Source organism: Mycolicibacterium frederiksbergense (assembly GCF_012223425.1).
GTDB lineage: Bacteria > Actinomycetota > Actinomycetes > Mycobacteriales > Mycobacteriaceae > Mycobacterium > Mycobacterium frederiksbergense.
This window is the reverse complement of record NZ_CP038799.1, coordinates 4,799,964-4,823,327: the sequence shown is the minus strand read 5'-3', so window position 1 is coordinate 4,823,327 and position 23,364 is coordinate 4,799,964. Positions and strand designations below refer to the sequence as shown.

General features: G+C 68.5%; 19 protein-coding genes. 12 read left to right on the top strand and 7 right to left on the bottom strand.

Annotated elements, in window-relative coordinates; translation table 11 throughout:
- Positions 1 to 9: 9 nt before the first annotated feature.
- The 3 genes from EXE63_RS26375 (at position 10) to EXE63_RS26365 (ending at position 3,018) form a co-directional block, all read left to right on the top strand.
- Complete coding sequence (locus EXE63_RS26375) at positions 10 to 1,095, top strand: S-(hydroxymethyl)mycothiol dehydrogenase (RefSeq protein WP_168144375.1); 1,086 nt, start codon at positions 10 to 12, stop codon at positions 1,093 to 1,095.
- Positions 1,092 to 1,712: an MBL fold metallo-hydrolase gene (locus EXE63_RS26370; protein ID WP_168144374.1), complete on the top strand. Its 621-nt coding sequence runs from the start codon at positions 1,092 to 1,094 to the stop codon at positions 1,710 to 1,712. Before EXE63_RS26375 ends, EXE63_RS26370 begins: the two co-directional genes overlap by 4 nt.
- 172 nt (positions 1,713 to 1,884) lie before the next feature.
- A complete protein-coding gene (locus EXE63_RS26365; protein ID WP_234904281.1) occupies positions 1,885 to 3,018 on the top strand; it encodes a type III PLP-dependent enzyme domain-containing protein in 1,134 nt (377 codons plus the stop codon).
- Positions 3,019 to 3,030: 12 nt separating this feature from the next.
- Here the strand turns inward: EXE63_RS26365 and EXE63_RS26360 are convergent, their stop codons facing one another.
- Positions 3,031 to 3,771 (bottom strand): SHOCT domain-containing protein, encoded by a 741-nt coding sequence (locus EXE63_RS26360; protein ID WP_168144373.1) that lies wholly within the window; start codon positions 3,769 to 3,771, stop codon positions 3,031 to 3,033.
- Between the two features lie 66 nt (positions 3,772 to 3,837).
- Between EXE63_RS26360 and EXE63_RS26355 the strand changes: the two genes are divergently transcribed.
- Complete coding sequence (locus EXE63_RS26355; protein ID WP_168144372.1) at positions 3,838 to 4,914, top strand: class I SAM-dependent methyltransferase; 1,077 nt, start codon at positions 3,838 to 3,840, stop codon at positions 4,912 to 4,914.
- 19 nt (positions 4,915 to 4,933) lie between these two features.
- Here EXE63_RS26355 and EXE63_RS26350 read toward each other — a convergent pair whose 3' ends face one another.
- From EXE63_RS26350 to EXE63_RS26340, 3 genes are all read right to left on the bottom strand, one after another.
- A complete protein-coding gene (locus EXE63_RS26350; protein ID WP_168144371.1) occupies positions 4,934 to 6,550 on the bottom strand; it encodes an Hsp70 family protein in 1,617 nt (538 codons plus the stop codon).
- Positions 6,551 to 6,587: 37 nt separating this feature from the next.
- Positions 6,588 to 7,616 carry an NAD(P)H-dependent amine dehydrogenase family protein gene (locus EXE63_RS26345; RefSeq protein ID WP_234904647.1) on the bottom strand — a complete coding sequence of 343 codons (1,029 nt, stop codon included), beginning with the start codon at positions 7,614 to 7,616 and terminating at the stop codon, positions 6,588 to 6,590.
- Positions 7,617 to 7,689: 73 nt separating this feature from the next.
- Positions 7,690 to 8,226 (bottom strand): hypothetical protein, encoded by a 537-nt coding sequence (locus EXE63_RS26340; protein ID WP_168144370.1) that lies wholly within the window; start codon positions 8,224 to 8,226, stop codon positions 7,690 to 7,692.
- A gap of 64 nt (positions 8,227 to 8,290) precedes the next feature.
- Between EXE63_RS26340 and EXE63_RS26335 the strand changes: the two genes are divergently transcribed.
- Positions 8,291 to 9,031, top strand: coding sequence for an SDR family NAD(P)-dependent oxidoreductase (locus tag EXE63_RS26335; RefSeq protein WP_168144369.1), 741 nt, complete (start codon positions 8,291 to 8,293; stop codon positions 9,029 to 9,031).
- A complete protein-coding gene (locus tag EXE63_RS26330; protein ID WP_168144368.1) occupies positions 9,031 to 9,453 on the top strand; it encodes a hypothetical protein in 423 nt (140 codons plus the stop codon). The genes EXE63_RS26335 and EXE63_RS26330 overlap by 1 nt, the downstream gene beginning before the upstream one ends.
- A gap of 18 nt (positions 9,454 to 9,471) precedes the next feature.
- Here the strand turns inward: EXE63_RS26330 and EXE63_RS26325 are convergent, their stop codons facing one another.
- A complete protein-coding gene (locus EXE63_RS26325) occupies positions 9,472 to 11,241 on the bottom strand; it encodes a hypothetical protein (protein ID WP_168144367.1) in 1,770 nt (589 codons plus the stop codon).
- Between the two features lie 239 nt (positions 11,242 to 11,480).
- On the opposite strand from EXE63_RS26325, the gene EXE63_RS26320 reads away from it, so the two are divergent.
- The 6 genes from EXE63_RS26320 to EXE63_RS26295 all read left to right on the top strand — a co-directional run bounded on the left by EXE63_RS26320 (position 11,481) and on the right by EXE63_RS26295 (position 21,045).
- Entirely contained in the window at positions 11,481 to 13,817 is a 2,337-nt protein-coding gene (locus EXE63_RS26320) for an AAA family ATPase (protein ID WP_168145786.1), read from the top strand.
- 9 nt (positions 13,818 to 13,826) lie between these two features.
- Positions 13,827 to 15,239, top strand: coding sequence for an NCS2 family permease (locus EXE63_RS26315; RefSeq protein WP_168144366.1), 1,413 nt, complete (start codon positions 13,827 to 13,829; stop codon positions 15,237 to 15,239).
- Positions 15,236 to 15,931: a TVP38/TMEM64 family protein gene (locus EXE63_RS26310; protein WP_168144365.1), complete on the top strand. Its 696-nt coding sequence runs from the start codon at positions 15,236 to 15,238 to the stop codon at positions 15,929 to 15,931. The genes EXE63_RS26315 and EXE63_RS26310 overlap by 4 nt, the downstream gene beginning before the upstream one ends.
- Positions 15,932 to 15,986: 55 nt before the next feature.
- Positions 15,987 to 16,790, top strand: a complete 804-nt coding sequence (locus EXE63_RS26305) for a transglutaminase-like domain-containing protein (protein ID WP_105365438.1) — start codon at positions 15,987 to 15,989, stop codon at positions 16,788 to 16,790.
- 93 nt (positions 16,791 to 16,883) lie between these two features.
- On the top strand, positions 16,884 to 19,760 hold the full coding sequence (locus EXE63_RS26300; protein WP_168144364.1) for an MMPL/RND family transporter: 2,877 nt from the start codon (positions 16,884 to 16,886) through the stop codon (positions 19,758 to 19,760).
- A 205-nt stretch (positions 19,761 to 19,965) separates the two neighbouring features.
- Positions 19,966 to 21,045, top strand: coding sequence for a sensor domain-containing diguanylate cyclase (locus EXE63_RS26295; RefSeq protein WP_168144363.1), 1,080 nt, complete (start codon positions 19,966 to 19,968; stop codon positions 21,043 to 21,045).
- Here EXE63_RS26295 and EXE63_RS26290 read toward each other — a convergent pair.
- Both EXE63_RS26290 and EXE63_RS26285 read right to left on the bottom strand, forming a co-directional pair.
- The gene (locus EXE63_RS26290) at positions 21,042 to 21,944 is read right to left on the bottom strand and encodes an alpha/beta fold hydrolase (protein ID WP_234904280.1); all 903 of its coding nucleotides are present in this window, start codon (positions 21,942 to 21,944) and stop codon (positions 21,042 to 21,044) included. The genes EXE63_RS26295 and EXE63_RS26290 overlap by 4 nt on opposite strands.
- 67 nt (positions 21,945 to 22,011) lie before the next feature.
- Entirely contained in the window at positions 22,012 to 23,325 is a 1,314-nt protein-coding gene (locus tag EXE63_RS26285; protein ID WP_168144361.1) for an HNH endonuclease signature motif containing protein, read from the bottom strand.
- Positions 23,326 to 23,364: the final 39 nt, after the last annotated feature.

Genomic DNA, 23,364 nt, shown 5'->3' with positions numbered 1-23,364 from the left:
GTTATAGGCATGAGTCAGACAGTGCGAGGTGTCATCTCCCGGTCCAAAGGTCAGCCCGTCGAATTGGTCGATATCGTCATCCCCGATCCCGGTCCCGGCGAGGTCGTGGTCGCGATCCAGGCCTGCGGTGTCTGCCATACCGATCTGACCTACCGCGAGGGCGGCATCAACGACGAGTACCCGTTCCTGCTCGGCCACGAGGCCGCCGGCATCGTGGAGACCATCGGGGCGGGCGTCACCCATGTCGAGGTCGGCGATTTCGTCATCCTGAACTGGCGCGCGGTCTGCGGCGAGTGCCGGGCCTGCAAGCGCGGCCGCCCGCACCTGTGCTTCGACACCTTCAACGCCACCCAGAAGATGACCCTGACCGACGGCACCGAGCTGTCCCCCGCGCTGGGCATCGGCGCGTTCGCCGACAAGACCCTGGTGCACGAGGGCCAGTGCACCAAGGTCGATCCCGCCGCCGACCCGGCCGTCGCCGGTCTGCTGGGCTGCGGTGTGATGGCCGGCATCGGCGCCGCGATCAACACCGGTGCGATCAACCGCGATGACACCGTCGCGGTGATCGGCTGCGGGGGCGTCGGGGATGCCGCCATCGCCGGCGCCGCCCTGGTCGGCGCGCGCCGCATCATCGCCGTCGACGTCGACGACCGCAAACTGCACACCGCGCGCGAATTCGGTGCCACCCACACCATCAACGCCAAGGACCTCGATGCGGTCGAGACCATTCAGGACCTCACCGACGGTTTCGGTGCCGACGTCGTCATCGACGCGGTCGGGCGTCCCGAGACCTGGAAGCAGGCCTTCTACGCCCGCGACCTGGCCGGCACCGTGGTCCTGGTCGGGGTGCCGACCCCGGACATGAAGCTGGAGATGCCGCTGGTCGACTTCTTCTCCCGCGGCGGCTCGCTGAAGTCCTCCTGGTACGGCGACTGCCTGCCCGAACGCGATTTCCCCACCCTGATCAGCCTCTACCTGCAGGGCCGGCTGCCGCTGGAGAAGTTCGTCTCCGAACGCATCACGCTGGACGCCGTCGAGGACGCCTTCCACAAGATGCACGCCGGCGAGGTGCTGCGATCGGTGGTCGTGCTGTGAGCGTGCAACGGGTGGTCACCAGCGGAAAGTTCGAACTCGACGGCGGCAGCTGGGACGTCGACAACAACATCTGGCTCGTCGGCGACGACTCGGACGTCATCGTCTTCGACGCCGCCCACACCGCGGCACCGATCGTCGACGCCGTGGCGGGACGCAACGTCGTCGCGGTGATCTGTACCCACGGGCACAACGACCACATCACCGTGGCCCCCGAACTCGCCAAGACCCTCGACGCCCCGGTGTTCCTGCACCCGGCCGACGAGATGCTGTGGCGTGAGATCCACCCGGACAAGGACTTCCACCGCGTCGAAGACGGCCTGGTGCTCACCGCCGGCGGTATCGAACTGCACGCCCTGCACACCCCCGGACACTCACCGGGTTCGGTCTGCTGGTCGGCTCCCGAACTGAATGCCGTCGTGTCCGGCGACACCCTGTTCCAGGGTGGACCGGGCGCCACCGGGCGGTCCTACTCCGACTTCCCCACCATCCTGGACTCGATCTCCAAGAAGCTGGGCACGCTGCCCGGTGAGACCGTCGTCTACACCGGCCACGGCGATACGACGACGATCGGCGGCGAGATCGTGCACTACGACGAATGGGTGGCGCGCGGCCACTGAGCCACCGAGATCCTCGAAATGGTTGCTGCGACGACACCACGAGCGACCATTTCGTGCATCTCGCCGATGACGCCCCGTCACTGACGTTGCTGAGACGGCGCCGCTCGCCGCCGACAATCAAATCTGCTGGTCAGGCGCGCGAAAGATGCTCAGCGGGCGCTAGAGTCGGCTCATGGCACGCCGGTCTTTACGGACTCTCACGCTGTGCCTGATCATGGCGTTGGCCATCGCGTGCGCCGGACCGCCGCCGGATGACCAGCACCGGGCCGCGCCGAGCACGACGGCGGCGCCCGCACCGCAGATCCCCAGTCTCGGGGTGTCGGGGACGTCGCTGACCCTGGACGGCCAACCCTGGTGGCCGATCGGCATCAACGCCTACCAGCTGGCCACCGACTGGTCGGTCAATGCCGGATGCGGCGCCCAGGTGGATCTCGACACGTATTTCAGTCAGCTGCAACCACATTCGCTGACCCGATTCAATGCGTTCTCCAGCCTCGCGGTGAACAAGCACACCGGGCTCCTCGACTTCAGCGCGCTCGACGCGGTGGTCCGCGCCGCCGAACGCCACGGCCAACTGCTCATCGCGGTGCTCTCCAGCAACGAGGGCAGCTGCGAAGGCGACTCCTTCAAGGACTACGGGTGGTACGCCGGGGGCTGGCACACCGAGATCGCGCCCGGCCTGCCGATGACCTTCCAGGCGTGGATGGACGCCGCGGTGCGGCGCTGGGCCGATTCACCGGCGCTGGCCGGCTGGACGGCCGTGGGCGAACCCGAACCGTCGGATTGCCGGGATCCGCAGTGCGACTGGACCCGGCGCTACTGTCACCCGGACTCGGCGGACGTGCTGCGCGCCTTCTACGACGCCACCGGCGCCCGAATCCGCGAACTGGATCCCGGCACAACGATATTCAGCGGGCACGCCGGTGGCGGTCAGTGCGGTTCGGCCGGTGCGGCGTTCGCCTACGTCAACGCTTCACCCGGGGTCGACGTGCTGGAATATCACTTCTACCACGGCATCGACTACCTGCCGGGGAACGCGTTCGACGGGCTCGCGCGGCGCGCGCAGCAGGCCCGAGCGTTGAACAAGCCGCTGTTGATCACCGAGATCGGGATGGCGGCCGGCTCCTGCGGATCGCTGGACGAGCGGGAACGAGTCCTCCGCGACGCCTTCACCGAGATGCGCAGGCAGGGCACCGCCGGGGCGATGTTCTGGGCCTTCGTCCCGGACCCGCGGCCCCGGGAATGCACCCTCGACATCGGGCCTGCCGACCCGCTGATGCGACTGGTCGGGACCGCCCCCGGCTGACGCTTCCGCGCATCACCGGCCGCCGAGCAGCCTGCGCTTCTCGGATTCGAACTCGGCGTCGGTCAGCGCGCCGCAATCACGCAGGGCGGCCAGGTTTTTCAGCTGCTCGATGCGGATACCGTCCTCGGTGGGGATGTATGAGTGCCCCACCGCGGGTGTGTCACCGATCGAGAAGGTCGGCGGCGGAGGACCGGTGGGTACCGGGCGCGGCGCGCGGCGCACCTTGGCGGCCCAGACCCGCGCGATGACCAGCCCCACGACGGCGACCCCGAACGCCGCCGCGCACCACCACGGCAGCGCGCCCCATTGACTGCCGTGACCGAAGGCCAGCCGCGGGCTCAGGTATGCCCCGACATTGCCGTCGGTGCGGATCCGGTAGGCGCCGTCCTCGGCGATCCGGGCCACCCACACCCGGACCCGGGCATCGTTGTTCACCGTGGTGGTGCCGCCGATGCTCTCGGCGATCACGGGTTCGGGCGCCCCGGCCGGTGGGTCGATGCCCATCTGCAGGTCCGGTATCGGCAGGCCACCACCGCTGGTGCTGCCGATGATCTGGGTGTGAAAGCTGATGGTGACCTCGCCGGCGGGGAGCTGCAGTGTCGCCGCGCCGGGGATCGGCACCTCGCCGTACGCGTTGTACCTGTCGAAGACGAAAGCGTTGAGAATCAGTGCCACGATGAACCCGATGCCGGCCACCACCATGCCCACCCCGGCCAGGATGGTGAGCACACGCGGAACCGTTGCCGGACTCATGGCTGGAAGTCTGGCACGACGCCGGCTTTGACGGCGCGTACCGCGGGACGGGACTACCCTCACGGCATGCCCGAATCAAGCGTGGTGGTGCGTCCGGTGCCGGTAGGCAGCGGTGACTACAGCGCGAGTGCACGGCTGCAGGCCGCCGGGCTGACGCAGGCGATCGCATTGTTCGAGGAGGCCGCCCGGGCGATACCGATCCCACCGGCGCCGTTGCCGATCGTGATCGCGGACTACGGCGCCGCCAACGGCCACAATTCGCTGTTGCCGATCAACGCGGCGATCTCGGCGCTGCGGAAACGGACCCGTCCCGATCAGTCCGTGCTGGTCACGCACACCGATGTACCGGAGAACGACTTCAGCGCCCTGTTCAGCACCTTGCGCGAGGATCCCGACAGCTATCTGCGCCACGATCAGGCGGCGTTCTCCTCGGCCGTCGGCCGGTCGTTCTACAGCCAGATCCTGCCATCCAACACCGTCAGCCTGGGCTGGTCCTCGTGGTCGGTGCTGTGGCTGAGCAGGCTGCCCGCGCCCGTCACCGATCATGTCCACGCCTCGTTCAGCGCCGACGAGGAGACGCGTGCGGCCCACGAGCGGCTCGCCGCCCGCGACTGGCACGAGTTCGTCGCCTACCGGGGGCGCGAACTGTGTCCGGGCGGACGGGTGGTGGTGATGACGATGGCCGTCGCCGAGAACGGCGAGTTCGGCTATCGGCCGTTGTTCGCGGCGCTGATGGCCGAATTGGCCGAACTGGTGCAGCGCGAGGTCATCTCCGCCGACGAACTGACCGGGATGTGCATCCCGATCAGCGGGCGCCGGGCGGTCGACTTCACCACCCCGTTCGCCCCGTCCGGGCGCCTGGAGCAGCTCACCATTGAACACCTGGAGGTCTTCGACGCCGAGGACCGGTTCTGGAGACAGTACCAAAAAGACCGGGATGCAACAGCTTTCGGATCCCAGTGGGCCTCCTTCCTGCGAGCGGCGGTATTCCAGACGCTGGCCGGCGCCCTCGACGCCGATCTGCGTGCGCAGTTCTGCGATGCGCTCGAATCCGGGGTGGCGGCCCGGCTGGCAGACGCCCCGGAACAGATGCAGATCCCGATGGCCCAGGTGGTGCTGCACAAGCGCCCCCGGGTGCGTTAGATCCGACTCCCGCCGCTGCCTACGGCGTAACCAGCTGCCCGGGTTGTGGAAGGAACGGCGGCAACCCGGGAATTGTGGGAATCGGCGGGATGGTGGGGATCGTCGGGATGAGCGGCGGTGTCGTCTCCGGCGGGGGTGCTGGCGTCGTGGGCGGCGGTGGTGGCGTCGTAGGCGGGGGCGGCTCGCTCGCCGGCGGTAGCTCGGTCGCGGTCGCCGGCGGAGGTGCCTGGGCGACCGGGGGCGGCGGTGCGACGGTCCGGGTCCGTGTCGGGGCCGGGGCCTGCGACGCGGGAGGCTGCACCGGCGAGGGCGGCTCCGAGGTCACCGGGGTGTCGGTGGTGGTCGTGACGGTCGAATTGATGGACGGAGAAGGCGTTTCATCGGCGCGTAGCACCAGGATCGCCGCCGCCACGGCGGCCGTCAGCACCACGGCCGCCCCCAGCCTGAGGACGACCTGCGGACGGCGGTACCACGGAACGGGCACGGCGGGAAGGGATTCGGGGTCGTCACCGTCGGAGAACCGCAGTTCCGGCCGAGGGTCGTCCGCCGGACCGGACCACGGCGCGGGTTCTGCGATGGCACCGGTGTCCTGCGACCAGGCCAACTGGGGTGGACCGGGCGCCGGCGCAGGCGCTTCGACCAGCGATGCGACCGGCGCCAGCGCCGTCACACCGTCGTCGGCACGAGCCGCCGCCAGCAGACCGCCTCCGATCGCGGCGGACAGTCCCGGAAACGCCTGGGTGACGACCGGGACACCCAGATGTTCGGACAGCGTGGTGGTGATGACCGGGATTCGCGCCCCGCCACCGACACTCGCCACGGCCGCCAGATCTCCCGAACGGATTCCGTTGCGGTGCATGGCATCCTGCAGCACAACCACGAACTCGGCCAGCGGTGCGCGCAGTTGCGCGTCGACCTCGTCTCGGGTGAGCCGCACCTCGGTCCGGTGATTCGGCAGATCGACGACGAGCGCGGTGGCGACGACATCGGACAGCCGTTCCTTGGCCGCCCGGCACTGATCTCGCAACCGCGACAGCGAACCGAGCGCCGAGGTCCCGTCCGCGTTGGTCACGGCACCCGGTAGATCTGCCAGCACGCGCCGCAGCAACGCCTGGTCGATCAGGGCTCCGGACAACTCCAGATGGCGCACCGTGGGCCCGACCGGTCGATAGCCGTTGGCGGCGTCGACGAAGGTGATGCTGGTGCCCGACCCACCGAAATCGCACACCAGGATGGCACCACGGGCGGGCAGGCCCGGGTCATCGGCCAGCGCGGTCGCGGCGGCCCACGCGTCGTCGACCAGTGCGGCATCGGCCAGTTCGGGCACCGTTGCCAGCGCCGCCCGCAGGGCGTCGATCGCGACCGGGCGCCAGTGCACCGGATGGGTCACCGCCAGCTGCGCAGCGCCGCCCACGCTGTGCAGCATGGTGCGCAGTGCCTCGGCCAGCAGCGCCTCCGGGCGGTGCGATGACCCGTCGGGCGCCAGAATCCCGACCGGGTCGCCCAACCGGTCGACGAAGTCGGTCACTTCCCGGCCGGAGGCGCCGACCTGTGCCGGTCGGGTGACCGAGGTGCGGCCCACCGCGACCGCCGTCACATTGGTGGCACCGACCGACAGCCCCACCGGTGCTTTCATCACACCGTCAAATCGCGTCCCGCGCCGTAGGCGTTACTCAACGGATGGTGCCGGCACCCGGGATGAGCGGCAGATCCAGCGCGGTCACCCAGCCCGGCGGCAGATCGTTGACGGCGGGCACCGCGTTGAGCGCCCGCAGTCCGGTGGCCAGACAACCCGCGGCGGCGGCGTCACGCCCGGAACCGTCGGTGAAGCGGAAGGCGGTCTCCTGTGAGATGCTGGGCGTGCCTTCGATATCGACGCGGTACACATCGCTGTCGTTGCCGGTCGGCCAGTCCGGGGCGGCGTCGAGCCCGATCCGGTTGACATGCTCGAGCTGGATGCGGGTCTCACCGCGGAAACGGCCGTTGATGGTGAACCGGACCGCGGCCACCTTGCCCGCCTCGATGACTCCCTTGGCGGACTTACGGTCCTCCGGGGTCACCCATTTCTCCCAGCTGGTGGTGATGTCGTCGAGCGTGATGCCGGCCGCGTGGGCAATCATCGGCACCGTGGCGCCCCACGCCATGATCAGGATCTCCGGGCTTTCCAGCAGCGGCCGGTACTCCGGTGGGCGGCCGATGCCCATCTCGAACTCGTAATCGCCGGTGTAGTTGGTGTAGTCGAGCAACTCCGAGGCCCGCACCGTCTTCACTTCCGAGCACAGGCCCATCAGCGTCAGCGGGAACAGATCGTTGGCGAATCCCGGGTCGATACCGGTGGTGAAGCACGACGCTCCCCCGGCCTCGCAGGCATCGGTGATCGGCTGGATCCAGTTCGGCGGGTTGAGGTGCATCTTCGGCCACACCCACGGTGTCATCGCCGTCGAGCTGACATCGATACCGGCCCGCAGGAACCGGGTGATCAGGTCGATATTGGCGTCGGCCTGCGCGGCCGTCGGCCCGTAGTGCACCAGGGCATCGGCTTTCAGGGCGATCAGCGCGTCGATGTCGTCGGTGGCCGTCAGCCCCAAGGGCGCGCCCAGAGAACAGATCTCGCCGACATCGCGGCCCACCTTGTCGGGGTTGCTCACCCCCACCCCGACGAGCTCGAAGTGCGGGTGTTTGACGATCTCGGCGATCACCATCGTCCCGACGAAACCGGTACCCCAGACCACGACGCGTTTGGTCACGTACTTCCTCTCGGAGACAACGGCCGATCTACCAGCAGCGCTTGAGGCCGCCGGGCTCGCAGACCAGCGGGTACTTGTTGACCGGGATCGGCAACGGGTCGCGGAAGCTGATCGAGAACGGCTTGGTGTCCAGCGTCGCCGGCAGCCCGCACACCTGGTTGTGCGACATGGTGCGGGTGCCGGTCATGGTTCTGGTGTCGAATTTGAACGTCTCGTAGAGCGGCGCCGTGCTGCCGTCCGGGCAGGTCAAGCCGTCCATGGTGTTCACGTTGTAGGCCCATATGCCACCGGTGAGCTTGGCGTCGCCGCCCTTGGCCACCGCGGTCGGGGTGGAGCTGACATGCAGGATGCAGGCGACCGGGTCGCGGATCTCAGCCCGCAGGTCACCCACCACCGGCACACAGACCGGGTAGATCGACCAATTGGCCTCGGGCAGTCCGTCCTGACGGAAGGTGTAGTTCCCCTCCAGCACCTGCTGCTGCGGGTTCGCCTGGGCCGGTGCGGCAAACCCGACCATGCCCAGGGCGAGCAACACGACACTGAACAACCCGCGAAGTATGTTCACGCCTCGCAGTATTGCAGCACGCCTCGGGCACGTCCGCGGTTTGCCCCGTGAGAGAGTCACGAACATGACCTCATTGGACGGAAAAGTGGCATTGGTGACGGGCGCGTCGGCCGGGCTCGGCGCGGCGACGGCAAAGCTGTTCGCCGAAAGCGGCGCGACGGTGTACGGGGTGGCCCGTGACAGTGATCGGATGGCCGACGTGTTCGCCGAGGTGCCCGGCGGCCGGTTCGGGTCCTATGACATCGGCACCGCCGACGCGTGCACGCAGGCCGTCGAAGACTGTGTCGCGGCGTTCGGGCGCATCGACGTGCTGGCCAATGTGGCGGGCTTCCATCAGATGCGGCGCACCGCCTCGGTGACCGACGCGGACTGGGATCTCGATCTTGCGGTCAACCTCAACGGGCCGTTCTACCTGAGCCGGGCCGCGCTGCCGCATCTGCTGGAATCCGGCGGCAACATCGTCAACGTCTCCTCGGTGGCCGGTGTCGAAGGCGAGGTGTATTCGGCGGGCTACTGCGCGGCCAAGCACGGACTGATCGGGTTGACCCGCGCGATGGCCGTCGAGTTCACCAAGGAGACGCTGCGGGTCAACGCGGTGTGCCCGGGCGGGATGCTGACCGCGCAGGTCACCGAGTTCTCCGCGCCGGAGGACGCCGACTGGGAGCTGATCATGCGGATCGCCGCCCCGCGCGGAATGATGGATCCGGTCGACGTCGCGAAGACCATCGCCTTCCTGGCCAGCGATGACGCGGCCGCGATCCACGGCGCGGTGTACCGCGTCGACAACGGGAAGGGTGCCGACTAGTGGACGAGATCCGCTCCGGGACAGACGCGGTCGGCTCCGACTCCCTCGCGACCGTGGGCAGCATCGCGGTGCAGGGTTCCATCGCCACCGTCGGCAGCGCGGCGGTGGCGGGTTCGGTCGGCACCGTGGGCAGCGCCGCAGTGGCCGGGTCGATCGCCACCGTGCAGAGCGCCGGTGTCGCCGGCTCGATCGGCACCGGCGGCAGCGCCGGGGTCGCCGGCGGTTTCGCCGTGGTGGGCAGCGCGTTCCTGCTGCTGTGCGCGGCGCTCGTCGGGTGCGTGGCCTGTGTCGGATGCGTGGCCTGCCAGAAATGCCGGGCCTGCATCGGCTGCGTGGCCTGCACCGACTGCGTGGGCTGCGTCGGATGTGTCAACTGCTCGGGCCTGCGCGGTGCCGTCGGCCTGCGCAACGTGCACGCCTGAGCGCGCCGAGGGGCCCGGCTACAGCTGTCGGCGCCGACCCATCAGACCCGCCGCACCGAAAGCTCCCAGGCTGAGCACCGCGCAGGCGACGGCCGCGATGATCAATGCGGTCTGCCCGCCGCCGGAGCTCGAGGGAGCCTCCTCCGACGCCAGCCGCAACCGGTAGTCACCGGGCAGCGGGCCCTCACGCGGGGTGTCCAGGCCCGGGTACTGCTGGGTGCGGTGGATCTCGAATTGCCGTTCGCCGGCGGCGTTCTGCTTCCACACGCCCCAGGCCGGCGTCACTCCGTCGAGCAGCACCCGGCGCTCGCCGTAGCGTGCGTCGTCGCCGACGTCGACGATGCGCTGCACCCGGAAGGGCTCGTACACCGCGTCCGAGTAACGCACCTGCACCGGCACGTCGTCATAGCGGAACAGCGGCGGCGGGGGCGGCGGCGCAAAGTTCCCGATGTTCGCGATGTTCGGGATGAAGCCGCCGCCGAAGAAGCTGCCCACCGCCACGCCCACCGCGGTGCTGACCACCGTGTTGACGGTGTTGAGCACCACCGCGGTGAAGCTGTAGGCCGCAAGGTCGGCCACGTACATGACCATCCGCTGCAACGGCGGGATCGTCACGACCCGCGGCCGGTTCTCGTACTCGTAGACGATCCGCACCGGATCCCGGTAGGGGTTGACGATCATGGGCCGGTAGAACTCGTCGTACTGCACCCAATCCGGGCTCCATTGGCGCACCCGGTTGTCCCAGTCGCGCTGCTCGGCGCGCAGTTCGCGCTGGTCGTCCCGCAGTTCCCGCTGGTCGTCCCGCAACTCGCGCTGGTCTTCCCGCAGTTGACGGCGCTCCTCGTCGAGGCGGTCCCGCTCATTCGACACGCCGACCAACGATGACAGCTGCGCGAGCTCCTCGAGCTTCGCCGGCTCCGGGTTGACCTCCACGGGCTTGGCGCTGCTGGCGAGCTGGACGTCGGCGACCGGGGCGTCCAGAACCTCGGGCTTGAGTGTCTCGGTGACGCGCGCGGCCTGCTGCTCGACCTCCGATGTCTCGGAAACCCCTTCCTCGGCAGAGGTTTCGGCCGATGTCTCGGCAGAGCTTTCAGCGGACGTCTCGGTGGGGGTCGCGCTGGATTCCGGTGCCTCGTCCGCGGTCCGGGGCACATCCGTGCTGGACGGCGCCTCGCTGGACGGTGCGGGCTCGGCGGACGCGGACGAGGATGCCGGGCTCGGGGCAGCCGAGCTGGACGGCGCCGGCCGCGATGACGGTGTGGCCTCGGGTTCGGCGGTCGGCGCCGACGGGGACGTGGTGACCCGCGTGCTCGGCCGCTTGGTGCTGGTGGTCGTCGGCTGCTCGACGGCGGGCTGCGGCGTGGGTGCCGGCTCGGGCTTGGGCGTCGGGGCCACGGTCTCGGGGGCGACGGTCGCGCGCGGCGTCTCGACCGGCGCGACGGTCTGCACCGGCGCCTGCGTCACGACGGGTGCCTCGGTCTGGGCCGGCGCCTGGGTGGCCGCGGGGGCCTGGGTGGCGGCGGGGGCCTGCGTCTGCGCCGGCGCCTCCGCGGTCACGGCCGGTTCGACGTACGGCGACTCCTCCTGGCTGCCGCGACCACCGCCACGTCCCTGGCCGCCCGATCCGCCGGACTCCTGCGGAGCCTGCGCCGTCGTCGTCGCCACGATCTCGGGTTCGGCGGCCGCCGGTGCCACGCCGGCGGTGAGTGCGGTCAGCGATATCACCACGGTGGAGGCCAATCCGGCCACCATGCTTCGCCTCAGGAATTCCTCACGCGCTGCACCCATCGTGCTTCGACTCCTCGATTTCCGGAGCAGGGCAATTCTCAGCCACTACTGCGATTCGCAGTCATCTCCCCCGACACCGGCCCTCTGGCCCAGCAGCTGTCTCGAATAGTTCATCGCCGTGAACGCCGCGGTGTTACAACCCGAAGCGGGAGAATGCCGCGTGTTCGCTCAGAGCGATCTGACACCATCGTCGCGTGCCCGCCCGCGAGTTCGTACTGACCGACGAGTTCCGCGCCGCCATGGCCCTGTTGGCGCAGGGCAGACACGTCTTCCTCACCGGCAAGGCCGGCACCGGAAAGTCCACGCTGATCCGCCGGTTCATGTCCCAGACGGATCGCAACGTGGTCGTCGTCGCGCCCACCGGCATCGCGGCCCTCAATGTCGAGGGCTACACCATCCACCGGCTGTTCGGCTTCACCAGCACCACCAGCCTCAGCGACATCAGCACCGGCCGCTACTACCCCGGCCGGTTCGCCCGGACGCTCAAGGCGCTGGACACCCTCATCATCGACGAGGCGTCGATGGTCCGCGCCGACCTGTTCGACAAGATCGCCGCCGCGTTGCACCGTTTCGGCCCCGACCCGGGCAGCCCGTTCGGGGGCGTGCAGATCGTCCTGGTCGGCGATCTGTACCAACTGCCCCCGGTCGTCACCGAGGCCGAGGCCGCGTTCTTCACCGACCGCTACGCGACCCCGTACTTCTTCTCCGCCGACACGTTCCACCGCGACGAATTCCCGATGGTGGCGTTGACGACGGTGTTCCGCCAGCTCGGCGATGACCGGATGACCGCGATCCTCAACGAGATCCGCGAGGGCCTGCTGCTCGGGCATGCCCAGGAGGAGCTCAACGCGCGCACCGATCCCGATTTCGTGCCACCCGATGACGAGTTCTGGTTGACGCTGGCGCCGACGAACCGGCTGGTGACCGCCCGCAACCGTCAGCAACTGGAGCGCCTCGCCGGCGAGGAGATCGTGCAGCACGCCCGCCAGACCGGTGACCTGAGCCTGTTCGACGCACCGGCCGACGACACCCTGCGGTTCAAGGTCGGCGCCCAGATCATGATGCTGACCAACGACCAGTCCGATCGCTGGGTCAACGGGACGCTGGGCAAGGTGATCGCCCGGGTCGCCGGCCCGGAGGCCGCCGTCGTCGTCGAGTTCACCGACGGCAGCCGCGCCGAGGTGGGGCTCAACACCTGGGAGGCCACCCAACCGGTCGTGGACGGCGGCTCGCTGCGCCACGAGGTCTGCGGCACCTTCACCCAGCTGCCGTTCAAGCTCGCCTGGGCGATCACCATCCACAAGAGCCAGGGCCAGACGCTGGACCGCCTCGTCGTCGATCTGACCGGCGGCATGTTCTCCTACGGCCAGCTGTATGTGGCGCTCAGCCGGTGCACATCGATGAGCGGGCTGGTGCTCAAACGCCCGGTGCTGCCCAAGGATCTGAAGACCGACCGCCGCATCGCGCGGTTCCTGCAGGGTGACGGCGGCGACGCCGGACCGCGCCGGTTCTGTGCGATCGCGATATCGACCGTCGGCGACGAGGGGCGGATGTCGCGGCCCCGCCCGGTGGAGCTCGCGGTCGCCTTCGAGGACGGCACGGCGGTGAGCACCCTGGTCAACCCGCAACGCGATCTGGCCGACGCGCGCACGGCGTACGGGATCGGCGTGTCCGACATCCTGCTCGCACCGACGCTGGCCGAGGCATGGGGGGTGATCGCCCCGATGCTGACCGGCTGTACACCGGTGGGCGCGGGCATCGACGAGACGCTGGGCCTGATCGACTTCGAGCTCAAACGCCTCGGCCAGGTCACGGTGATGCCGCTCGGTGCGGAACTGGGGCGCCGCGCGGTCGCGTCGTCGGGCACCGCGCTGGAGCAGGCGACGGCCACGCTGGCCGCGTTCACCGCATCGGGTGCCGGCCCCTCGGGTGCGACCCCGTTCGGCGATCCCCCGGAATCGTGGTCCGGGCATCTGGTCACCCGCAGCCACACGCTGGCGACGCCGACGCTGGCGGCGCTGCCCGCACTCTCGGCGCTGCTGGCCGTCAGCCGCCAGATCGGCCCCGCACTGCTGGGTGCGCAGCATCCCGTCGAGGACCTGCCGGCCACCCCGTGGATCGCCGGTGCACGGCATTCGGTAGCCGGCCAGCTGCGCGCGGCGGCCACCCGGGTCCGCCTCACCGCGGACGCGGTGGCCCGGCTACGGGTCGCGCAACACTTGCTCGGCGTCGAGATCGTGGATGACACCGTCGAATCCGCGCTGGCCGGCACCTCGATCGAATCGGTGCTGGTGCCGGGTGCCCGCGTCTGTTTCACCGGCACCGCGCAGGACGCCGCCGGCCGCGAGGTCTCCCGGGAGGAGATGTCGCGGCTCGCCGAGGCGGCCGGACTGGCGCCGGTGAAAACGGTCACCAAGACCCGCTGCGAGGTGCTGATCACCGCCGAGGTCGGCACCCAGTCGGGCAAGGCCCGCAAGGCCCACGAACTGGGCAAGCCGGTGATCTCGGCCGACGACTTCCTGGCCTGGGTGACTTCGGGCGGGCCATCGCGCGCGCACCCCGCGGGGCACCTTTAAGGTCGTACCGTGAACCGGCTGGACCGCTTCTTCGAAATCACCGCGCGCGGATCGACGATCGCCTCCGAAATGCGTGGCGGTGTCGTCACCTTCATCGCGATGGCCTACATCATCGTGCTCAACCCGATCATCCTGTCGGGGTCGCCGGACGTCGCGGGCGATCAGCTGGGCTTCACCCAGGTCTCGGCGGTGACGTCGCTGGCCGCCGGTGTGATGACCATCGTGTTCGGGGTCGTCGCCCGGCTGCCGTTCGCCTTCGCGGCCGGCCTCGGCATCAACTCGTTCCTGGCGTCCTCGGTGGTCGGATCGCTCACCTGGCCCGAGGCCATGGGCCTGGTGGTCATCAACGGGCTGATCATCGTCCTGCTGGCGGTCACCGGGCTGCGCCGGATGATCTTCGACGCGGTGCCGATGCCGCTGAAACTGGCCATCACGGCCGGTATCGGTTTGTTCATCCTGTTCATCGGCCTCGTCGACGCCGGGTTCGTCGCCTCCACCGGAAGCCCGTCCCCACCGGTCGGCCTCGGCGGCCAGGGCGAGGGGTCGGTCACCAGCATCCCCACCGTGGTGTTCGTCTTCACGCTGCTGATCACCGGCATCCTGGTCGCCCGCAAGGTCCGCGGCGGCATCCTGATCGGGCTGATCACCGGCACCGTCGTCGCCGTCATCGTCGAGGCCATCTGGCATCTGGGGTCGGCCACCGAGAAGCCCGGCGGGTGGGGGCTGTCGGTGCCGACGCTGAGCGGATCCCCGTTCGCGCTGCCCGACCTCTCGCTGGTCGGCGAGTTCAGCCTGGACAGCTTCGGGCGCATCGGCATCCTGGCCGCGGTGATGCTGGTGTTCACCCTGGTGTTCACCAACTTCTTCGACGCGATGGGCACCTTCACCGGCCTGTCCCGCCAGGCCGGTGTCGCCGACGAGCACGGCAACTTCCCGCGGCTGCAGTCGGCGTTGGTGGTCGAGGGTGCCGGCGCGGTGGTCGGCGGCGCGGCCTCGGCGTCATCGAACACGGTGTTCATCGAGTCCGGCGCCGGTATCGGCGAGGGCGCGCGGACCGGACTGGCCAGCCTGGTGACCGGCGGATTGTTCCTGGCCGCAATGTTTCTCACGCCGCTGGCCGCCATCGTTCCCACCGAGGTGGCGGCCGCCGCGCTGGTCATCGTCGGCGCCATGATGGCCTCGCATCTGCGTGAGATCGACCTCGCCGATTTCTCCATCGCCCTGCCGGTGGTGCTGACGGTCGCGGTGATGCCACTGAGCTATTCGATCGCCAACGGTATCGGTGTCGGTTTCATCTCCTGGGCCATCGTGCGGACGGCAGCGGGTAAGGGCCGTGAGGTCAGCCCGCTGCTGTGGGTCGTCGCGGCGGGCTTCCTGCTGTACTTCGCGCGCGGCTGGGTCGACTCCTTGATCGGGGTGTGAGGGTCGTCGACGTCGTCAAGCCCGACCGGCGAGCCCATATCGTCCGGCTCGTCCTGCTGGCCGCGTTCCTGCTGGGGCTGTGGTACCTGATCGGCGTCGCCCGCGTTCTCGACATCACCGACATCCGCGATGCGGTGGCCTCCACCGGGCCGGCCGCCCCGCTGGTCTATGTCGCGGTGTCCGCGGTGCTGGGCAGCTTGTTCGTACCGGGGCCCCTGCTGGCCGCGGGCAGCGGTCTGCTCTTCGGTCCGGTGCTGGGCACCTTCGTCACCCTGGGGTCGACGGTCGGTACCGCGACGATCGCCAGCCTGGCCGGGCGCCGTGCCGGTCGAGAAAGCACCCGCGGTCTGCTCGGTGCGGATCGGGCCGACCGTATCGACGCTCTCATCGCCCGGGGCGGGCTCTGGGCTGTGGTCGGGCAGCGTTTCGTGCCGGGCATCTCCGACGCAATGGCGTCCTATGCGTTCGGGGCCTTCGGAGTTCCGTTGTGGCAGATGATGATCGGAGCTTTCATCGGATCCGCGCCACGCGCGTTCGTCTACACCGCGCTGGGAGCGTCGGTGGGCGACCTGTCCTCACCGCTGGTGTACGTGGCCATCGCCGTGTGGTGCGCGACGGCCGTGATCGGCGCGTTCGCCGCGCACCGCGGCTATCGGGGCTGGCGCGCCAGCCGCACCGACTCGGCCGAGTAGCGCACCGAAGGCACGCCAGTTCGCATGTTCGCCGCGACTCACGCATGATCGGGGCATGCAACGGGATGTCGGGGCCGAGCTCGAGGTCGAGATCAATGCGCCGACGACACTGGAGTTTCAGATCGCGGTGGCACCACACCCCGGTGCCGAGGTGACCGAGTCGCTGAGCTTCGTGCTGAACGGGCAGCCGATCACACCCCTGGAGATCAGCGGTACCCACGGCAACCGCATCCACAAGTTCGATGCCGGGGTCGGCCATCTGCGGGTCGACTATTCGGCCACCATCGTCGGTTATGCCGATCCGCCGCCGGTCACCGATTACGACCAGTCGATGTATCTGCGACCCAGCCGCTACGCGGAGTCCGACAAGCTCTTCGGTTTTGCCGGAACCGAATTCGGTCAGCTCAACGACTCGGCGACCCTGCTGGAACGCGTCTCCTCCTGGGTGGGACAGCGCCTGCTGTACGTGCCGGGTTCCAGCGATCCGATCGACGGCGCGGTCGACACCATGCTGGCCGGCGCCGGGGTCTGCCGGGACTACGCACATCTGGTGGTCGCGCTGCTGCGTGCGGTCAAGGTGCCGGCCCGGTTGGTCTCGGTCTATGCGCCGGGGTTGTACCCGATGGATTTCCACGCCGTCGCCGAGGCGTTCGTCGACGGGCAGTGGCGCGTGGTCGACGCGACGCTCCTGGCCCCGCGGGACAGCCTGGTGCGCATCGCCACCGGACGCGATGCCGCGGACACCGCGTTCCTGGACAACCACAACGGGTCGATCTTTCTCAGCCTGCTCAACGTCCGCGCCGTCACCGACGGGATGTTGCCCTCGGATTCACCCGCCGAGCTGGCAACGCTGCACTGACATACTCAGGTGAGGACAGGCTGTCCTGCCATCGGCATCACGGATCTGGTAAAAATTAAGTACCTCTAAACATGATCAGGAGAGCGACCGGACGTGCCCGACTCTTCAGCGGCCACGGTCGTCACCCCCCATCACGAGCAGCGACGCGGCGGCATCGCCGGTTTCATCCGCAAGTTCGCCGTCCTGATCATCATCGGCTGGATCGGCGTCGTCGCCCTGCTCAGCCTGACGATTCCGCCGCTGGAAACCGTCGGCCAGATGCGCTCGGTGTCGATGACCCCGGAGTACGCCCCGTCGGTGATCGCCAGCAAGCGGGTCGGCCAGGTGTTCGACGAGTACAAGTCGGACAGTTCGGTGATGGTCGTGCTGGAGGGCGAGGAGCGCCTGGGCGCCGATGCGCACTACTGGTACAACGACATGGTCGACCGGTTGCTTGCCGACCCCGCACACATCGAGCACGTTCAGGACTTCTGGGGCGACCCGCTGACCGAGTCCGGGGCACAGAGTTCGGACGGTTTGTCGGCCTACGTCCAGGTGTATCTGGCCGGCAACATGGGCGAATCGCTGGCCAACGAATCGGTGGAGGCCGCGAAGAAGATCATCGAGGCCGAACCTCCGCCGCCGGGGGTCAAGGTCTATGTGACCGGTATGTCGGCGCTGGCCGCCGATCAGCAGATCTCCGGTGATCGCAGCGTCAAGATCATCGAGGGCGCGATCTTCGTCGTCATCATCACGATGCTGCTGCTGGTGTATCGCTCGATCATCACCACGATCCTGGTGCTGGTCATGGTGGTGCTGGGCTTGACCGCGGCGCGCGGCGTCGTCGCCTTCCTGGGCTATCACGAGCTGATCGGGCTCTCCACGTTCGCCACCCAATTGCTGGTGACGCTGGCCGTGGCGTCGGCCACCGACTACGCGATCTTCCTGATCGGCCGATATCAGGAGGCGCGATCGGTCGGCGAGGACCGGGAATCGGCCTACTTCAGCATGTTTCACGGCACCGCCCACGTGGTGCTCGGATCGGGCCTGACCATCGCCGGCGCCATGCTGTGCCTGCACTTCACCCGGCTGCCGTACTTCCAGACCCTGGGTGTCCCGATGGCCTTCGGCATGGTGGTGGTGGTGATGGCCGCGCTCACCCTTGGCCCGGCCATCGTCACCGTGGCCAGCCGGTTCGGGAAGGTCCTGGAACCCAAGCGCGCCATGCGCATCCGGAGCTGGCGACGGGTGGCCGCGGTCGTGGTGCGCTGGCCCGGAGCGGTGCTGCTGGCCACCATCGCGCTGTCGCTGATCGGTCTGCTGGCGCTGCCCGGCTACCAGACCAATTACAACGACCGCAATTATCTGCCGCAGGACCTACCCGCCCAGCAGGGGTTCGCGGCGGCCGAACGGCATTTCGGCGTGGCCCGGATGAACCCCGAACTGCTGCTCATCGAGACCGACCGCGATCTGCGCAACTCGGCGGACTTCCTGGTGATCGACAAGATCGCCAAGGCCGTCTTCAAGGTGCCCGGCGTCGGCAATGTGCAGGCCATCACCCGCCCGTCCGGCGAGCCCCTGGAGTTCAGCACCATTCCCGCTCAGATGAGCATGAGTGGCGCGAGTCAACAGATGAACCAGAAGTACCAGGAAGACATGTTCGCCAACATGCTGGTGCAGGCCGACGACATGCAGTCCACCATCGACACGATGAACCGCATGGTGGCGCTCATGCGCGAGATGAGCGCGACCACACACAGCATGGTCGGCAAGACCGAGGACATGGCCGTCGACGTCGCGGAACTGCGCGACAACATCTCGAATTTCGACGACTTCTTCCGGCCGATCCGCAACTATTTCTACTGGGAGCCGCACTGCTACAACATCCCGCTGTGCTGGTCGATGCGCTCGGTGTTCGACGCCCTCGACGGCACCGACCGGCTGACGACGCAGTTCGAATCGGTCATTCCGGACCTGCAGCAGCTCGACGCGCTGATGCCGCAGATGCTGGAGACGATGCCGGCGCAGATCGCGACCATGGAGTCCTCCCGCGACATGATGCTGCGGATGTATCAGACCCAGAAGGGCATGCAGGACCAGGGCATGGCGATGTCGGAGAACCAGCACGCCATGGGCGAAGCGTTCAACGACGCCAAGAATGACGACACCTTCTACCTGCCGCCGGAGACCTTCAACAACGAAGACTTCAAGCGCGGTATGGACAGCTTCATCTCCCCCGACGGTGAATCGGTGCGGTTCATCATCTCCCACCAGGATGACCCGCTGACCTCCGACGGCATCAAGCTGATCGACGAGATCAAGACCGCGGCGAAGGAAGCCGTGAAGGGCACCCCGCTGGAAGGGTCGAAGATCTACCTCGCCGGTACCGCGGCGGCCTTCAAGGACATGCAGGAAGGCAACAACTGGGACCTGGTCATCGCCGGGATCGCAGCGCTGAGCCTGATCTTCATCATCATGTTGCTCATCACCCGAGCGCTGGTGGCCGCGGCCGTCATCGTCGGCACCGTGGTGTTGTCGCTGGGTGCGTCGTTCGGGCTGTCCGTCCTTGTCTGGCAGCACATCTTGGGTGTCGAGCTGCACTTCATGGTGATGGCCATGGCCGTGATCGTGCTGCTCGCCGTCGGTGCGGACTACAACCTGCTCCTCGTCGCGCGCATGAAGGAGGAGATCTCCGCGGGTCTCAATACCGGGATCATCCGGGCGATGGGTGGCACGGGTTCGGTGGTGACGGCCGCCGGCCTGGTATTCGCCCTCACGATGATGGCGATGGTGGTCAGCGAGATGACCGTGGTGGCGCAAGTCGGCACGACCATCGGCCTCGGCCTGCTGTTCGACACGCTGGTGATCCGGTCGTTCATGACCCCGGCCATCGCCGCGCTGATGGGCAAGTGGTTCTGGTGGCCGCAGCGGGTCCGGCAACGGCCCGCGCAGCCGGCCACGCCGCCGCGGCCGCTGGAGCCCGCCCCGTAGCTTCCGTCCCGAGGGTACGGTTTCAGCAAATGTTGAATGGGTCAGACATCCGGCCCGGCACCGCCTTTGAAGGCAGGCAAGCCGTGTAAGGGTCTACCGAAATCTCCGTTCAGCGAATAGTCTGCTGAGCCAACGGCGCAGTGTCTGCGTACGCTTTGATCGGACCGCCCACACCGGGCACCGCACGAGACCAGACGGAGGCCGGATGAGCGTCGAGAATCCCTCGCGCACCGGCCCATCCACCAAGGCATTGTCCGTCGAATCCGACTACGTCGGCAGCATGCAGCTGCTGCTGCGCGCGGTCCAGGAACTCTCGCTGGCCCGCAGCCTGCCCGAGATCCAACAGATCGTGCGGGCGGCGGCCCGTGCACTCACCGGTTGCGACGGCGCCACTTTCGTGTTGCGGGACAACGGCATGTGCTACTACGCCGACGAGGACGCCATCGCCCCGCTGTGGAAGGGCAGCCGTTTCCCGATGGAGACGTGCATCAGCGGCTGGACGATGCTGCACCGGGAAGCCACCGTCGTGCAGAACATCTACGACGATGGCCGCATCCCGCACGAGGCGTACCGCCCGACGTTCGTGCAGAGCCTGGTGATGGTGCCCATCCGCACGCTCGACCCGGTGGGCGCGATCGGCAATTACTGGGCCGACGAGCACATGCCGACCGAACAGGAAGTGTCGCTGCTACAGGCGCTGGCCGACGCCACCTCGGTGGCCATGGAGAACGTGCAGATCTATGCCGAGCTCGAGCAGAGGGTGCTCGACCGGACCGCCGACCTGGAGCGGGTCAGCAACGAGATGCTGCAACTCTCGGTCACCGACGACCTGACCGGCGTCACCAACCGGCGTGGTTTCTACCTGCTGGCCGAATCTGTGCTGCTGGCCGCCCGCCGCGACGGACTCGACTGTCTGTTCGGGTTCATCGACGTGGACGGGCTCAAGAAGGTCAACGACCGGCACGGGCACGTCGTCGGGGACGCCCTCATCATCGATGTGGCGCAGGTGTTGCGCGCGACGCTGCGTACGTCCGACGTGCTGGCCCGGTTGGGCGGTGACGAGTTCTGCGTCTTGGCCGTCGGCGCGGAGGGCGAACCGGCGGCCCTCAAGTCGCGGATCACCGCGGCGATGCAGCATTTCAACGATACCGAGGTTCGCTCCTACGAGGTGTCCACCAGCATCGGGCTGATGGCCGTGCCCGCCGATGACACCAGCACCGTCGATGAGTTGCTGGCTCGCGCCGATGAGCTGATGTACGAGGCGAAGAACGCCCGCACGGCTTAGGTCGTGATGAACGCGACGGCCGCGTCCAGGGCCGGGCGGTGCCGCAACAGGCGGTAGTGCGCCAGGCGTCCCAGGCCCTTGGTGGTGTGCAGCTTCGCGTTCGGCCACGCGGCGACGATCTGTTCGCTGAACCGGTACGGGCTGTCGGGATCGTCGGGATCGTGGATCACCAGCAGCGGCGGGTTCTCGGGGCGGTCGGCCACCGCGGAAATGTCGGTGTCGAACAGCGGCATCCTCAGCTTCTGGTCCAGCCGACGGTGCAGCCCGTCCCGGATGCGCGGCCCGAAACCGTGGCGTTGCGTGAAAACGTCCATGTACCAAGAGAAGTCGCCCATCGGCGCGAGGAACACCAGACGTTGCGCGGCGGTCCCCCATGCCACCGCGAGCGAGGTCGCCTTGGCGCCGAGCGAGTGCCCGATGATCGCGTGCGCGGGACCGAACTCGTCGACGACGGCGTGCACGGCCCGCGCGCACTCCACGATGGTGGTGCGGCCCGGGGCCATCGCACCCGGATCGGAACCGTTGTGGCTGGGCAGGTCGAACGCGATGACGCGGTGGCCGGCCTCGACGAGAGGTTTGACGAAGACGCCCATGTGGGCCTGGCAGCCTCCCCATCCGTGCACCAGGTACACCGGGTCACCCTCGCCCCATGATTCGCCGACGATCCGGTTTCCGTCCCAGGCCGCTTCGATGGCCTGACTCGGTGGGACACCGGGCGGCATCCGCAGACTCATCTCCACCGCCGGCGGGGTGCACCACAATTCGGTGGCCCACCGGGCCCCCTCACCGGGCGCGAACCGCTCCAGCAGGTCGAACCGCTCCCGCACATGGGCTGGGATCGGTGGCTCGACGCCGGAGCCGGCCTGCTCGTGCCCGGGCTCTGTCATCTCGGTCCCCATGGGGGTGACTGTAGTGATCCCGTTCGGCTGGTCCGCGGCTGCCGGTCCGGCCCCACACATCGGTCGACTAGTTCGTCGTGGTCGGTGGTGGTGTGTAGGGGGTGTACCACCACCATTGGGCGCGTTCGCCCTTTGGTCCGGGGCACGGTGGCACGTCCGGTGGCGGTGTGGTCGGTGGGCGGGCCCGGGAGCTGTCGGTGAGGGTGTCACCGTTTTCGTCGGTGACTTTCAGCTGTTCGGCGGGCCCGGTGAGGGTGATGACGCCCTTGTGGTGCAGGCGGTGGTGAAACGGGCACAGCAGGACCAGGTTGGACAGTTCGGTGGGGCCGCCGTCCTCCCAGTGCACCAGGTGATGGGCATGCAGACCGCGGGTGGCCCCGCAGCCGGGGACCACGCAGGTCTGGTCGCGGTGCTCCAGGGCGCGGCGTAGCCGGCGGTTGATGGTGCGGGTGGCCCGGCCGACGCCGATGGGGCGGCCGTGGCGTTCGAACCAGACTTCGCACGTCGCGTCACACGTGAGGTAGCGGCGGTCGTCTGTGGTGAGGGCGGGGCCCAGATGCAGGGCCGCGACGCGTTTCTCGAGGTCGAGGTGCATGACGACCGTGGTGTGCTGGCCGTGCGGGCGGGCCGCCACGTCGGTGTCCCAGCCGGCCTCGATCAGGCTCATGAACGCATCGACCGCGTCGGGGAACGGCGGGGCCTGCCCGGAAACCGTGGTCTCGGCGTCGCCGTCGCGTGCCCAGCCGTCCTCGGGGTCGATGCTGTCGTGCGCATCGTGGTCGCGTTTCCAGTCCGCGACCAGCTTGTCCCGGTGGGATTGCAGGCCGGCCTCGAACTTCGCGGCCTCCACCTTGGGCAGGGTGATCCGCCACGTCGTGGAATCCTCACCCTCGATCTTGGTGATCCTGCGCTTGGGTTCGGGCTTGGGCTCGGGGTCGGGGCGGGGTTCCTGTTTGACCGCGGTGCGTAGCTGGCTGACGGTGGCAACCTTCACCAGCTCGGCGTAGTGCTCATCGCAGCCCTGGCCACCACCTTCGGCGATGACCCCGAGCTGATCGAGGGACACCCGGCCGTCCCGCAACCCTTGGGTGCAGCGGGGAAGTTCGTCGATGCGGTGCGCGACGGCGACCATGGTCTCGGCCCGGCGCGGGCTGACCCCCGTCTTCCACGCCACCAGTGCCTCGATCGATCGGCAGCCGGTCGCACCCCACAACGAGTTCCCGTCATCGGTGCCTCTGCCGTCGATCTCGGCGACGATCTCCACCAACCGGCCATCGATCGCATTGCGCTGCCCGGTCAACTCCGCCATCTCCTCGAACAACACCTCCAACCGCGACACCCGAGGTGCGTGTGCGGCGAAAGGTGTTGTCGGCGGCGGCATACCACGATTCTAACGAGATGGTCCGACACGTTCGGCTAC

Excerpts from the sequence above, each read along its gene's own strand:
- EXE63_RS26375 (WP_168144375.1), top strand. The coding sequence starts at position 10 with ATGAGTCAGACAGTGCGAGGTGTCATCTCCCGGTCCAAAGGTCAGCCC.
- EXE63_RS26365 (WP_234904281.1), top strand. The coding sequence starts at position 1,885 with ATGGCACGCCGGTCTTTACGGACTCTCACGCTGTGCCTGATCATGGCG.
- EXE63_RS26360 (WP_168144373.1), bottom strand. The coding sequence starts at position 3,771 with ATGAGTCCGGCAACGGTTCCGCGTGTGCTCACCATCCTGGCCGGGGTG.
- EXE63_RS26355 (WP_168144372.1), top strand. The coding sequence starts at position 3,838 with ATGCCCGAATCAAGCGTGGTGGTGCGTCCGGTGCCGGTAGGCAGCGGT.
- EXE63_RS26350 (WP_168144371.1), bottom strand. The coding sequence starts at position 6,550 with ATGAAAGCACCGGTGGGGCTGTCGGTCGGTGCCACCAATGTGACGGCG.
- EXE63_RS26345 (WP_234904647.1), bottom strand. The coding sequence starts at position 7,616 with ATGGTGATCGCCGAGATCGTCAAACACCCGCACTTCGAGCTCGTCGGG.
- EXE63_RS26335 (WP_168144369.1), top strand. The coding sequence starts at position 8,291 with ATGACCTCATTGGACGGAAAAGTGGCATTGGTGACGGGCGCGTCGGCC.
- EXE63_RS26325 (WP_168144367.1), bottom strand. The coding sequence starts at position 11,241 with ATGGGTGCAGCGCGTGAGGAATTCCTGAGGCGAAGCATGGTGGCCGGA.
- EXE63_RS26320 (WP_168145786.1), top strand. The coding sequence starts at position 11,481 with ATGGCCCTGTTGGCGCAGGGCAGACACGTCTTCCTCACCGGCAAGGCC.
- EXE63_RS26305 (WP_105365438.1), top strand. The coding sequence starts at position 15,987 with ATGCAACGGGATGTCGGGGCCGAGCTCGAGGTCGAGATCAATGCGCCG.
- EXE63_RS26295 (WP_168144363.1), top strand. The coding sequence starts at position 19,966 with ATGAGCGTCGAGAATCCCTCGCGCACCGGCCCATCCACCAAGGCATTG.
- EXE63_RS26290 (WP_234904280.1), bottom strand. The coding sequence starts at position 21,944 with ATGGGGACCGAGATGACAGAGCCCGGGCACGAGCAGGCCGGCTCCGGC.
- EXE63_RS26285 (WP_168144361.1), bottom strand. The coding sequence starts at position 23,325 with ATGCCGCCGCCGACAACACCTTTCGCCGCACACGCACCTCGGGTGTCG.